Origin of the sequence: Mesorhizobium sp. M8A.F.Ca.ET.057.01.1.1, from assembly GCF_003952565.1 — a bacterium.
GTDB lineage: Bacteria > Pseudomonadota > Alphaproteobacteria > Rhizobiales > Rhizobiaceae > Mesorhizobium.
This window is the reverse complement of sequence record NZ_CP034454.1, coordinates 1,991,486-2,004,181: the sequence shown is the minus strand read 5'-3', so window position 1 is coordinate 2,004,181 and position 12,696 is coordinate 1,991,486. Positions and strand designations below refer to the sequence as shown.

Genomic DNA, 12,696 nt, shown 5'->3' with positions numbered 1-12,696 from the left:
ATTAAGCCGAGGGGCGATTGTCCACGGCTTCCGCTTTTGTAAAGGCGGCAATCTTGCAGGCCGGCTCAACCCCTTCGTTGACGCAATCGGCATGATCCTTCCCGGCTGCCATCGCCGTGGTGGCGAGTGTTGCGAGCACCGCCAAAGCGGCATGACCGCCAATGCAACCTCATGGCGCCTTGCCCATCGCCCGCATGGCGGCGAACGCCGCGGTGTATTCGGTAAAATCGCGGGGGCAGTCGCGCAGCGCGAGCCGGTAGAGGCGCAAGGCCTCGTCGTCGCGATGCTGCAGCCGCTGGAACTCCGCGACGAAGACACGCGCCTCGCACAGATGCTCGTTTTTCGTCGTGCCGTCCGGATCGTCGGCGGCGGCCAGCGTGGCTTCAGGCGTCTGCCGCCCCAGCATCAGGCGAACCACCGGAGCCGGCCATTTCGTCGCGTCGAGCCTGACGTTGCCCAAATTGCCCGGCAGCCCGATGTGCCGCCGCGCAAGATCGATCCAAATCGCATAATAAGCATTATACGCACCGTCGGGATCGATCGCGGCCGCCTGTTCAAAGTCGGCCTGCGCCTTTTCGGGCGAGCCGGAATAGAAGCTCAGCAGCCCCCGGTCGCCATAGGTGCCGGGATCCCTGGGATCGAGGCGTATCGCCTGGTCGTAGTCGGCGAAGGCCTGATCGTACTGCGCCTTGTATAACCGCACGAGACCACGGCACGCAAAGGCCGAGGCATCTTTCGGGCCGAGGCTGACGGCCTGATCGCAGTCCGACAGGGCGCGCTCATAGTCGGCCTTGTACAGCCAGACACGGCCCCTGCCGCCATAGGCATCGGCATATTTGGGTTCGAGGTTGATCGACCGGTTATAATCCGCGATGGCCCGGTCGTACTGGCCCTTGCGGCCCCACACCCAGCCCCGGCCCCTGTAGGCAACGGCGTATTTCGGGTCGAGCCGAATCGCCTGGTCATAGTCGGCGATCGCGCTGTCGTACTGGGCCTTGCGGCTGAACACCCAGCCACGGTTCCTGAAAGCGACGGCCATGTCGGGCTTGATCATGAGGGCGACGTTGTAGTCCGAAATGGCGCGGATATATTCGCTCTTGGACGCCCAGGCCCGGCCCCTGTCATTGTAGATCCAGGCATCTCCAGGCGTAATGATGATTGCCTGGTCGTAGTCCGCGATGGCACGGTCGAGGTCGCCCTTCTCGGACCAGATCAGGCCGCGATTGTTGTAGGCCCTGGCGTAATTCGGATCCAACCTGATCGCCTCGTCGAAATCCGCCATGGCGCGGTCGGGGTCGTTCTTCAGCGACCACGTCCAGCCACGATTATTGTAGGCCACCGCATCTCTTGAATCGGCGTCGATGGCTTGCCCGTAATCCGCGATGGCACGATCGTAATCTTTCTTGCCGCGCCAGATGTCGGCCCGGTGGCGGAACGTCTCGGCGTCCCTGGGATCGATGCGGATGGCCTGGTCATAGTCGGCGACGGCACGGTCGCTGTCGCCCCGCTTGACCCAGGCATCGGCGCGCCAGCGATAGGCCTGGACATGGTTCGGTTCGAGGCTGATCGCCTGGCTGTAATCGGCGATGGCGCGTTCCGCATTGCCCTTGGAGGCCCATGCCAGCCCGAGATTGTAATACTGGTCCGCATCCTCGGGATCGAGAAAAATTGCCTGGTTGTAGCTGGTGATCGCCTGGTCATAGTCGCCCGTGCGCAGATAGGCGTTGCCGCGCACGTTGTAGACACCGCTGTTCCCCGGATCGAGACTGATCGCCTTGTCGAAATCGGCGATGGCTTTGGCATGGTCGTGTTTTATGTCGTTCCAGATCATGCCCCGGTTGCTGTAGGCGACAGCGAGTTGTGGGTTGAACTCCAGCGCTTTGTCATAATCGGCCAGGGCGCGGTCGTAGTCCCGCTTGTAGCCCCAGGCGAGCCCACGGTTGTTGAACGCGTCGGCGTCTTTCGGATCGAGCTTGATCGCCTCGCCGTAATCGGCAATGGCAAAATCATAGGCGCCCATATCCGCCAATGCGTTGGCGCGGTTGAAAAAGGCCAGCGCCCGGTCGCTGGAAGTCGCCGCCTTGTCCTCGATGACGACCTTGCAGGCGGCAATCCGCTTGGCGGTATCGAGCTTGTCGTTGGCGCAATCCTCGGGGCCTCCAGCCATGGCGGGAATACCCAGCGCAAGCAGGATAGCGGAACCGGCGAGAAGCCGCCGCACACCCGCAACCAATCGCGGAAATCTATGAAGCATCATGTCAGCGGAGTTTGAACCACACTTGCCGGTTGTTGGACTTACACGGACTTGATCAGGCAAATTCTTGATCGCCGCAAGTCACCGTTAAAAAGAAATCCAATCAGCCAGGCTCCATCTCGGCCACGTTCACACCACTTCGAGCACCTTGCCGGTATCATGCTGGCGCACGAAATCGACGCGGCCGCCGTCCCAGTGGTAACTGTAGTGGCGGCCCTGGACCGGGACACCGATGACATCGGGCCAGAAGATGCCGACGCACTCCCCATCTGGCATGCGCACGCTGTTCCACACCAGCCCGTCGCTTCCCGAGGCTCGCAGCGCCCGCCCTTCCGCCTGCGACGCCGTGTAGTCGTCGGGGTCGAGCACGCCGGGCACGGCGTTGACGTCGTCGAGGTCGCGGTCGACGCTGCCGATCAGCACGCGGAAATCGGCCGTCCAGCCCGGCGCCTCATTGGTGGCGCGCATGAATTTCTGGTGATGGTGGATGGTTTCGGCCAGCGCCACGTCCTCGCTGTCGCCGGCATAATAGATGCCGTAGCTGCCGTCCGAGAAACGGCCGGGGCGTAAGGTCGAGCAATGCACGAAAGGCGCCATGACGAAGCTGGCGCCGGGGCCCGAAACCCGCCTTGCGGCCGGCACCTTGCCGAGATCGCCGAGTTCGAGCCGGATGCGCGGGTTGGTCTTCTCCTCGACGGCGGCCAGCGCCTCCCAGTCGCGCGGGTCGGCAATGTCCTCGAACAGGTCGATCGGCGGATGGATGGAGCGGATGATGCGATAGGTCTGGGGCCAGTGGACGCGGCGCCGGACCGCAAGCCCACTCACCATGCACCACGCTCCGCGTCGAGCCATTCGCGCATCGCCGCGAGATCGGAGATGTCGCCGCGCAGCATCAGGTCGAGCGCCGATTGCCCGCCGAAGGTGGCATTCGGCTTGCGGATCCAGGCATAGCCACGCGCCGGTTCGGTGAAGAGGTAGCGCAGCCCCTTGTGGATGCCCATCAGATGCGCCATGCGGGTGCGCAGGTCGCGGTCGATCCGGCCGACGGCGCCCTCCTTCCACCGCGCCCAGGTGCGCGCCGAAATCCCGCCAAGCAGGACGCAGGCCTCGAAGTCGGTGAGGTTCCACGCCTTGAACAGATTGACCGTGGTGCGCGCGAGCGCACCGGCCTCTTCATCCGAAATGGCTGAGCCGACTGCGGCCGGCGTGGTGGTGATGGCTTGAAGCTGCATGTTTAGACCTCGCTAATGGCAGATATATAGCATGTATCTGCCAATTGGCAAGGAATGACCCATCAGGACTTGCGTTCCTTGCCCCCATGAAATGGGGGAGAGGTGGCTCGGCAAAGCCGAGACGGAGCGGGGGCAGCGCCGACTTGGCATCAACTCAGCGCGAGCCCGCCAACGTCGCAGCCCCCTCTCCGACCGCTTCGCGGCCACCTCTCCCCCGCTTTGCGGGGGCGAGGAAGTCGAGCGCAGTGCTTACTCCGCCGCCTCATAGCCCGCGATGCCCTTGATCTCTAAGAAATCCTCGAGCCCGTATTCGGCATATTCGCGGCCATTGCCGGACTGCTTGTAGCCGCCGAAAGGCAGGCCAGCGTCCCATTGGGGATAGTTGATGTAGACATTGCCCGAGCGCATGCGCGCCGCCACGTCGCGGGCCTTCTGCAGGTCCTTGGCCTGGATGTAGGAAGCAAGGCCATAGACGGTGTCGTTGGCCTGCTCGACGGCCTGCTCGACCGTGTCGTAGGGCAGGATCGCCAGCACCGGCCCAAAAACCTCTTCGCGCGCGATGCGCATGTCGTGAGTGACGTCGGCGAACACGGTCGGCCTGACATAGTAGCCGCGGTTGAGTTCGGCAGGGCGGCCGGGGCCGCCGGCGACCAGCGTCGCACCCTCGTCGATGCCGCTCTGGATCAGGTCCTGGATCTTGTCGAACTGGAGCTGGCTGACGACAGGGCCGAGCTTGGTGTTGGCGCCGTCGGCCGGGCCGACGGTGAATTTTTCAGCCGCGACCTTGGCGTGTCCGGCGGCCTCGTCGTGGCGGTCGCGCGGCACGAACATACGCGTCGGCGCGTTGCAGGACTGGCCGCTGTTGCCGAAGCAGCCGGCGACGCCCTTGGAAACGGCGATGGCGAGGTCGACATCCGGAAACAGGATGTTGGCCGACTTGCCGCCGAGTTCCTGATGCACGCGCTTGACGGTGTCGGCGGCGGCCTTGGCCACCAATATGCCGGCCCGGGTCGAACCGGTGAACGACATCATGTCGATGTCGGGATGGCTGGACAGCGCCTGGCCGACGCCCGGGCCGTCGCCGTTGACGAGATTGAACACACCCTTCGGCACGCCGGCCTCGTCGATGATCTCGGCGAAGATGATGGCGTCGAGCGGCGCGATTTCGGACGGCTTCAGCACCATGGTGCAGCCGGCGGCGAGTGCCGGACCCACCTTGCAGGTGATCTGGTTCAGCGGCCAGTTCCACGGCGTGATCAGGCCGACGACGCCGATCGGCTCCTTGACCACGAGATGGTTGCCCTTGACGTGGCGGAACTGGAAAGTCTTCAGCGTCTCGGCCATCTTCTGCAGATGCGCGAGACCGACGCCCACCTGGCTGTCGAGCGCCATCTGGCGCGGCGCGCCCATCTCGCGCGACACGGCAAGCGCCAGGTCCTTGCTGCGCTTCTTGTAGACCTCGATGACGCGATTGAGGATATCGAGGCGCTCCTCGACTGAGGTGAAACCGTATGTGCTGAAGGCGCGCTTGGCGGCGGCCACCGCCTTGTCGACATCGGCCTTGGAGCCGAGCGAGATCTGCGCGAAGGCGTCTTCATTCGACGGATCGATGACGCCGAGCGTGTTTGGCAGGACAGGATCGACCCACGCGCCATCGATATAGAACTGCAGATTGTGTGACATGGTTTTCTCCCTGGGGGTGCCGCATGGCCTTTCCGGCCGTGATATCGGGCTAGAAATAACGATGCGCGAACGGCGCTGTCAAACGCAACCCCCGAAATGGTTGAGCCGGTGCGCCAGAGATTGAGCCAGAGCGCCAATCGTTGATCAGCGGCCAGCGATGAGCGGACTATAGCAGCGTATGACCCGCCTCGCCCAGAAAGCCTCTCGCCGCGGGCTCGTCTGTCGCTTTCACCAGCAGGTGGTCGCCATCGAAGGTCGATACCAGGAAGATGCCCAAACCGTTTTCCGACAGCGGCCTGATGACGGACAGCACAATGCCGGTTTCATCGAACGCAAACGGCCCCTGCAATTTGAAGGCGACCCAGTCGCGATCGTGCTTGACGGCATCCGGCACGCGATCCTGAAGGCAGGTGATCGAGAGCTCGTCGTCGGTTCTGGTGATGCTGACGAAACCCGGACCGTCCGCCCAGCCGGGAATGCCGTCGCCGGCTTGAAGCCGCGAAATCGCATACAAGCCGGGGAGTTGCTTGAGCTTGATCCTGGCAGCCATCCTCACGCTCCGGTTGGTGGGCATCCAACAAGCCGCTTGCTCATATAGACCGTCGTTCCGTTCAGGAACGGCTCCTCCCGATCGACCGTATAGCCAAGCTTGCGATAGAGCGACACATTGGCTTCGAAGGCGCCGTTGGTCAACAGGCGCAGCTCCGCGCGTCCTGCCGCGCGCGCTTTGGTTTCCGCACGCTTCAGCAGCAGCCGGCCGATGCCCCTGCCCTGCGCCTGCGGGGCGACGCAGACATTCTCGACCCAGAGGTGATCGTCGGAGAGCAAAGTCTCGATCATGCCGACGATGCGGCCGTCCTCGACGGCGAGATCGAACGGATGCTCGGCAACAGCCTTGTCGTAATCGGCACGCATCGGCAGCGGTTCGCGGCCGATCACCGGCACCCATCTGGCATAGGCGGCACGCACGATATCCCTGATCGCGGCGGCGTCGGCAGGCTCGGCCGGCCGAAACCGGATGGAAGGATTTGTCATCACAATGCTCCAGACATGAAAACCCCGCCGGCTGATGGTGCGGGCGGGGCGGGAAACGAACGAACCGGATCTATCGTGCCGGATTTATCGTCGCGCAATCAGCCTGCCGCTCCGCGCTGGGCGGAAGCGGCGTCGCTTGGAAGTGGCGGGCGCGCGAGCGAACATGGCGCCAAGCTGGAGCAGGAGGAGCGGTGCGTCAAGATCTGGGGATTGGCCCAAGCCCCCGACTTCGTCATCCACGGGCGAAGCAAGGAGCGTAGCGACGCGGCGCAGACCCGAGGATGACGACGCGGTTGATGTTTCCACCGATCGTCCGAGCATATGGGTCATGAACGCAAGCGAGCCATCGAACTGTCAGCGCTGTCTCAGCACTCCTGCGCCGTCGGCCTAGACGGGATCTTGTCGATGTCGACCTCCGGCTGGCTCATGGCGAACACCATCGTCCTGGCGAAGGAATCGGCCGGGATCGCCACGCGGTCGTAGAGCGCGCGCACGCCTACTGCGACATCAGCCTTCTCGCTGCGGGGTCGATGCGTTGCGGTATCGGGGGTAGAACGTCTGGATTGTGCCCATGGTCGTTCTATCTTCCGGTCGAGCATGATCTCGTCCAAGCGCCAGCAACGGAGCCAGCATCGTGACCGAAACCGACCTCTATCGAGGCTATATCGACTGCCTCAACAACCAGGATTGGCAAAGGCTGCACCGCTTCGTTCATGACGAGGTGCATTACAATGGCGACCGCGTCGGATTGTCAGGTTACCGCGACATGCTGGAGCGGGACTTTCGGGAAATTCCCGACCTCTATTTCGATGTGCAACTGTTGATCTCCGATCCGCCTTTCATCGCCAGCCGCCTCCAGTTCAACTGCACGCCGAAGGGAACTTTCTTCGGCCTGCCCATCAACGGCAAAAAGGTCTCCTTCAGCGAGAACGTCTTCTATGAATATCTGAACGACAGGATCAGGAACGTCTGGTCGGTGATCGACAAGGCGGCGATCGAGGCGCAGCTGTAGCCTCTTCGCTCCTCGATCCGGGCGCTAGTGTCTCCGCAGGGGATAAAGATCGTTCGTAAAAATAGATCATTCTAACCACAATAATTCGTTGGAAAGATCGATTGTGAAATGGCATTTCCCCGGGATAGCCGCCTGGAGAATTGCATTGTCTTCCCTCACCCGTCTTGCGAACGATATTCCGAAAAGCAGGATTTCCGCCGATCTGGCGCGGGGCCGCAAGCGCCTCGATTCCCTGTGCAACGGCATCATACCCGGCATCGTGCTGGTGGCGATGATCACCGCCGTCGCTTTCTCCGCCCGCAACGTCTCCGGCTTCGCCTTGTTCAGCCAGATGATCCTGGCCGTCGTGGCCGGCATGGTCTATTCCAATGTGCTCGGCACACCGGCGCACGCCAAGGCCGGCATCGCCTTCTCGCAAAAGTGCCTGCTGCGCTTCGCCATCGTGCTGCTCGGCTTCCAGTTGACGCTAGGCCAGGTGGTTTCGATCGGCGCCAGCGGCGTCGGCATCGTGGCGGCGACCCTTGGCGCCACCTTCCTCTTCACCATCACGCTCGGCCGGCTGATCGGCGTCGATGCCAAGCTGGCGCAGCTGATCGCCGCCGGCACCTCGATCTGCGGCGCCTCGGCGATCGTCGCCACCAACATCGTCACCGATGCGCACGACGAAGACGTCACCTATGCCGTCGCCTCGATCACCTTGTTCGGCACCGTCGCCATGCTCGGCTTCCCGCTGCTGGCGCCGCTGCTCGGCCTCGACCAGCACGCCTTCGGCCTGTGGGCGGGCGCCTCGATCCATGAGGTGGCGCAGGTCATCGGCGCCGGCTTCCAGAACGGCACCCAGTCGGGCGAGATCGCCACCGTCGCCAAGCTGACGCGCGTTGCCATGCTGGCCCCGATGGTCATCGCGCTCGGCCTGACGGCGCGGCGCAAGAGCGGCGACCCCTCGGCGGCGCGGCCGCCCATGCCGTGGTTCGTCGCCGCCTTCGTCGCCGTCGTGGCGCTGAACAGCCTGGTCGCGGTGCCGGCCGAGGTGAAGCAGGCGATAGTCCTTGCCACCACCATCATGCTGACCATGGGGCTCGCCGCCATGGGCCTGCAGGCCGACATTTCGCAGCTTCGCTCGCGCGGCCTGCGCCCGCTGGCGCTCGCCTTCTGCGCTTTCCTGTTCATCGGCGCCTTCAGCCTGATGCTGGTGAAGCTGGCCTGATCCGCCTGTCCCTGCGCGTGAAGGCACACATCATCTGTCAAAACAATGGCTTAGAGCAATTCCAGGAAAAGTGCGTAGCGGTTTTCCGTCCGGAGTTGCGTAAAAACAAGAAGTTAGAGCGGGTCAGAGATTCTATCAAACTCTGAACCGCTCCAGGAGGCCTTGTCTGAATCTGTTTGTGAACCGGATTCAATCGTCGAACGAACTCGCCGCGACATAGATCGCCGCCAGCGCCTCGATGCCGGCCTGGTCGGCACTGTCGAAGCGGCCGGGCGTCGGGCTGTCGAGATCGAGAACGCCGAAGACACCCTCCTCGTCTTCCAGCAGCACCACCAGTTCGGAGCGCGAGTCGGCGTCGCAGGCGATGTGGCCGGGGAAATCATGCACGTCCTTGATCAGCATCGAGGTGCCGAGCTCGACAGCCGTTCCGCACACGCCCTTGCCCACCGCGATGCGCACACAGGCCGGCTTGCCCTGGAAGGGGCCAAGCACCAGTTCTTCGTCCGATGCCAGGAAGTAGAACCCGGCCCAGTTGAGGTCGGGCACCATCTGAAAGATCAGCGCCGAGGTGTTGGCGGCGTTGGCGATGGAATCGCCCTCGCTCTCCAGCAATGCCTTCAGTTGCACGGCGAGGTCGCGGTAGAATTCGGCCTTGCTGGAGGCGTCGATGGCCTTGGGGGCAAACATGGCTGGTCTCCGTATTCAGAATCGCGGTTCCGTTTTCCGCAAACGCCCTGCACCCAAACGACCACCGGACCATCCTAGGCAATTTCAGGAAGGTGCGAAACGGATTTCCGTTCGAAATAGCGTCGTTGGCACCTCGGCCCGATCTCCATTTCCCGGCAGCAAGGATTATCTGGCCAGCGGGAAAATACTCAAAAGTATTATTTCAGCGCCCGCTTTCTCGGTGCCCGCAAAACGCCAAATAATTCGAAAGATTGAATTTTTCCTGCCGAGCGCCTATTTATCGGACAAGTTCGTTTTCACGATTTCAGCATGAAGGAGATTTGCTCGATGGCCGATGGCAATCAGACTCTGATGGAAAAAGCCCAAGCCCGCTTCGTCGACAAGCAGAAGAAGACGGCGGAGCACAACAAGGCGGCCGCTGAATACATGTCCGAGGCGCGTGCCAGGGAGATCAAGACGAAACGGCTGAGGGAGTTGCGGCTGGCCAAGGAAGAAGCCGACCGCGCGGCCGAAGCGCTGAACCCGACGCCGAAGACGAAACGGGTGGCCAAGAAGGCCGCCGCAACGGGGGTCAAAACATAAGCCTGACCCTTCCCAACCGCAGCCGCAGCTATGACGTGGCCGGTCAACGCATTCGCTTCGTCGGCCATGACGGCACGCTGCAGATTTCCTTCTGCGTGGCCGCCGATGCCATGACCAGGATGCAGCCCGACACCACCGCCGACGAGACCGGCTATCTTGCCGCCTTCGACAGGTCGAGCTCCACTATCCACGACGTCGCCGCCAAGGCCTACAGCCGCACCCACAAGAGCTTGTATGTGCTGACATCGGATGATTTCCGCTGAGACGCTGCCGAAGCGGTCTTGAGTCCATGAATGCGCACGGCGACCTGTGAGCCCGGCACCGATTGGCCGCGCCCCCGCGAAATCCGATCGCGCCAGCGACTGCAATTTTTCTCTTGAACAGGTCTTTGATGTGCCCTAGCTTGAGTTGAGAAAAGGTTTTTCCAAACAGTCCCGATCAGGCTCGGCCATTGGCCGGGCCTTATTCCGGCCGATAGGGAAAACCTTTTCCCAGCTAAGGATTTTTGCCGCGATGGCATCGGACGATCAGCCAATTCCGGTCTTTCCCAAGCCCGTCACCTTGCGTGACGTGGCCGCCCGGGCCGGCGTCAGCGTCGCCACCGCGTCGAAGGCGCTCAACGACCAAGGGCGCATGACGGCCGAGACCCGCGAGCGCATCCGCGAGACGGCGCGCAGCCTGGGATTTCGTCCCAACAGCCTGGCGCAGAGCCTGCTGAGGCGACGTTCCTTCACCGTCGGACTGCTCACCAACGATACTTATGGCCGTTTCTCGCTGCCGCTGATGTCGGGCATTTCGGACGCGCTGGTCGATGCCGGCGTTTCGGTGTTCCTGTGCAATGTCGAGGAGGATCCGCGCCTCGGCCAGCTCCATGTCGAGGCCATGCTCGACAAGCGCGTCGACGGCATCATCGCCACCGGCAAGCGCATCGACCGCCATTTGCCGGTCGACCTGTCCAACCTGCGCGTCCCGGTGATCTATGCCTTCACCCAGCCCGATCCCGACGCCGTCGCCTTCGTCTCCGACGATGGCGGCGGGGCGCGGCTGGCGATCGAGCATTTCCGCCGGCTCGGCCGCAAGCGCATCGCCCATGTCAGCGGCCCGGCGAGCTTTGCCGTGGTGCACGAACGGGCTCAGGCTTACCGCGCCGTGCTGACGGAAAACGGCCTGCCGGTGATCGAGCCGCTGCTCGGCGCCTGGTCGGAAGCCTGGGGACATGACGCCGTGGCAAAACTGTTCGATGGCAACGGCGAAAAACCGGACGCCGTCTTCTGCGGCAACGACCAGATCGCGCGCGGCGTCATCGATGCTCTGCGCGAACGCGGCCTCGGCGTGCCCAATGATGTCGGCGTCATCGGCTTCGACAATTGGGAGATCGTGGCCGAGGCGACCCGCCCGCCGCTGACCTCGGTCGACATGAACCTCGCCGCCCTGGGCCGCGAGGCCGGCCTGACCCTGCTTTCCCTGGTCGGCGGCCAATCCGCCACGCCAGGCATTCGAAAACTGCCGTGCCGGCTGGTGGTGCGTCAGTCCTGTGGCCGTCCGCCTGACGGCTGAAACAAAGCGCCACGCGATCGGCGCCAAGCCGCGGACAGCGGCCAACCCTGGAGGAGGAGAACATGAGGAACCTGATTGCCAAACTGGCCCTGGCCGCTGCCGTTCTGGGTGGCGGCCTTGGCGCCGCCGCCGCCGAGACCGCCAACATCTGGGTGCGCGCCGACGGCTCGAACTTCATGCCGAGGATCGTCGACGCCTTCAACAAGGCGAACAAGGACCAGGTCAAGCTCGACATCATCCCCAATGCCGAGATCATCCCGAAATATGGTGCCGCCGCCGCCGGCGGCACGGCGCCCGACGCGCTGTCGCTCGACCTGATCTACACCCCGTCCTTCGCCGCCGCCGGCCAGCTCGAGGACATCACCGATTGGGCCAAGTCCCTGCCCTATTTCGCCAGCCTGTCGCCGGCGCATGTGAAGACCGGCACCTACAAGGACCATATTTACGGCCTGCCCTTCTCGGCTGACGCCTCGGTGCTGATCTGGAACAAGAAGCTGTTCAAGCAGGCCGGCCTCGACCCCGAGAAAGGTCCCACCAACTGGGCCGAGATCGAAGCCGACGCCGAGAAGGTCAACGCGCTTGGCGGCAACATCAAGGGCTTCTATTTCTCCGGCAATTGCGGCGGCTGCAACATCTTCACCTTCACGCCGCTGATCTGGGCCTCTGGCGGCGACATCCTGTCGGAGGACGGCTCCAAGGTGACGCTGGACAGCCCGCAGCTGCGTGGCGCCATCGATCTCTACCGCTCCATGGTGAAGAAGGACCTGGTGCCGGCGGGTGCGCAGACCGACACCGGCGCCAATTTCTTCGCCGCCTTCGCCGCCGGCAATATCGGCATCTCGCCCTCTGGCGCCTTTGCCATCGGCGCGCTCAACACGCAGTATCCCAATGTCGACTACGGCATCACCTTCCTGCCGGGCAAGGATGGCAACTGGTCGTCCTTTGCCGGCGGCGATAATTTCGTCGTCACCAAGGGCACCAAGAAGCTCGCCGTGGTGAAGGAGTTCCTGGACTTCGCCTATTCGCTCGAGGGCCAGACCATCCTCGCCAAATACGGCAGCCTGCCGGTGCGCGGCGACATCGCCAAGGACGCGCTCAAGGATCTCGATCCGCGCTACCAGATCGCCGCCGAGGCGATGGCGAAGGGCAAGACGCCCTACTCGGTGGTGTTCAACGACCTGATCAACTCCGCCAACGGCCCATGGACGCAGATGATCAACGAGGTGTTCTTCGGCGACGACGTCGATGGCGCGATCGCCAACGCCCAGGAAACCATGCAGTCGATCATCGACCAGGCGCCGCAGAAGTAGCGCTCGCCTGCCGGCCGCCCGCCTGTCTCCCTGGGCGGGCGGCCGGAAATTGTTTTGGTTCAAATGGCAGGGCTATCGCGTTGAGAAGACTCGGTTGCATCTCCGCTTCGGAGCGTCGGAGGGTTGGTTCTCCCTTC

General features: G+C 63.2%; 15 protein-coding genes. 7 read left to right on the top strand and 8 right to left on the bottom strand.

Annotated features, from left to right (window positions below):
- Window positions 1-169: 169 nt before the first annotated feature.
- From EJ077_RS09100 to EJ077_RS31995, 7 genes are all read right to left on the bottom strand, one after another.
- Window positions 170-2,221 carry a tetratricopeptide repeat protein gene (locus EJ077_RS09100; protein ID WP_208701332.1) on the bottom strand — a complete coding sequence of 684 codons (2,052 nt, stop codon included), beginning with the start codon at window positions 2,219-2,221 and terminating at the stop codon, window positions 170-172.
- A gap of 162 nt (window positions 2,222-2,383) precedes the next feature.
- Window positions 2,384-3,082, bottom strand: coding sequence for an RES family NAD+ phosphorylase (locus EJ077_RS09095; protein ID WP_208701330.1), 699 nt, complete (start codon window positions 3,080-3,082; stop codon window positions 2,384-2,386).
- Window positions 3,076-3,486 carry an MbcA/ParS/Xre antitoxin family protein gene (locus EJ077_RS09090; RefSeq protein ID WP_135920691.1) on the bottom strand — a complete coding sequence of 137 codons (411 nt, stop codon included), beginning with the start codon at window positions 3,484-3,486 and terminating at the stop codon, window positions 3,076-3,078. The genes EJ077_RS09095 and EJ077_RS09090 overlap by 7 nt, the downstream gene beginning before the upstream one ends.
- A gap of 249 nt (window positions 3,487-3,735) precedes the next feature.
- Entirely contained in the window at window positions 3,736-5,169 is a 1,434-nt protein-coding gene (locus tag EJ077_RS09085; protein WP_208701328.1) for an aldehyde dehydrogenase family protein, read from the bottom strand.
- A gap of 166 nt (window positions 5,170-5,335) precedes the next feature.
- Complete coding sequence (locus EJ077_RS09080) at window positions 5,336-5,719, bottom strand: ACT domain-containing protein (protein ID WP_208701326.1); 384 nt, start codon at window positions 5,717-5,719, stop codon at window positions 5,336-5,338.
- 2 nt (window positions 5,720-5,721) lie between these two features.
- Window positions 5,722-6,207 carry a GNAT family N-acetyltransferase gene (locus tag EJ077_RS09075; protein ID WP_208701324.1) on the bottom strand — a complete coding sequence of 162 codons (486 nt, stop codon included), beginning with the start codon at window positions 6,205-6,207 and terminating at the stop codon, window positions 5,722-5,724.
- Window positions 6,208-6,569: 362 nt separating this feature from the next.
- Complete coding sequence (locus EJ077_RS31995; protein ID WP_208701322.1) at window positions 6,570-6,803, bottom strand: hypothetical protein; 234 nt, start codon at window positions 6,801-6,803, stop codon at window positions 6,570-6,572.
- 35 nt (window positions 6,804-6,838) lie between these two features.
- Here EJ077_RS31995 and EJ077_RS09065 point away from each other — a divergent pair, with 35 nt between their 5' ends.
- Together EJ077_RS09065 and EJ077_RS09060 are read left to right on the top strand one after the other, a co-directional pair.
- Window positions 6,839-7,216: an ester cyclase gene (locus EJ077_RS09065; protein ID WP_208701320.1), complete on the top strand. Its 378-nt coding sequence runs from the start codon at window positions 6,839-6,841 to the stop codon at window positions 7,214-7,216.
- Window positions 7,217-7,361: 145 nt separating this feature from the next.
- The gene (locus EJ077_RS09060) at window positions 7,362-8,423 is read left to right on the top strand and encodes a YeiH family protein (RefSeq protein WP_208701318.1); all 1,062 of its coding nucleotides are present in this window, start codon (window positions 7,362-7,364) and stop codon (window positions 8,421-8,423) included.
- A 189-nt stretch (window positions 8,424-8,612) separates the two neighbouring features.
- On the opposite strand, the gene EJ077_RS09055 is transcribed toward EJ077_RS09060, so the two are convergent.
- Window positions 8,613-9,110, bottom strand: a complete 498-nt coding sequence (locus EJ077_RS09055) for a GAF domain-containing protein (RefSeq protein WP_208701317.1) — start codon at window positions 9,108-9,110, stop codon at window positions 8,613-8,615.
- On the opposite strand from EJ077_RS09055, the gene EJ077_RS09050 reads away from it, so the two are divergent.
- The 5 genes from EJ077_RS09050 (at window position 9,091) to EJ077_RS09030 (ending at window position 12,559) form a co-directional block, all read left to right on the top strand.
- The gene (locus EJ077_RS09050; RefSeq protein ID WP_208701315.1) at window positions 9,091-9,423 is read left to right on the top strand and encodes a hypothetical protein; all 333 of its coding nucleotides are present in this window, start codon (window positions 9,091-9,093) and stop codon (window positions 9,421-9,423) included. The genes EJ077_RS09055 and EJ077_RS09050 overlap by 20 nt on opposite strands.
- 14 nt (window positions 9,424-9,437) lie before the next feature.
- Entirely contained in the window at window positions 9,438-9,692 is a 255-nt protein-coding gene (locus EJ077_RS09045) for a hypothetical protein (protein ID WP_208701313.1), read from the top strand.
- A complete protein-coding gene (locus EJ077_RS09040; RefSeq protein WP_208702950.1) occupies window positions 9,689-9,955 on the top strand; it encodes a DUF1488 domain-containing protein in 267 nt (88 codons plus the stop codon). Before EJ077_RS09045 ends, EJ077_RS09040 begins: the two co-directional genes overlap by 4 nt.
- 250 nt (window positions 9,956-10,205) lie before the next feature.
- Complete coding sequence (locus tag EJ077_RS09035; RefSeq protein ID WP_208701311.1) at window positions 10,206-11,249, top strand: LacI family DNA-binding transcriptional regulator; 1,044 nt, start codon at window positions 10,206-10,208, stop codon at window positions 11,247-11,249.
- A 62-nt stretch (window positions 11,250-11,311) separates the two neighbouring features.
- A complete protein-coding gene (locus EJ077_RS09030) occupies window positions 11,312-12,559 on the top strand; it encodes an ABC transporter substrate-binding protein (RefSeq protein WP_208701309.1) in 1,248 nt (415 codons plus the stop codon).
- The last annotated feature ends 137 nt before the right edge of the window (window positions 12,560-12,696 follow it).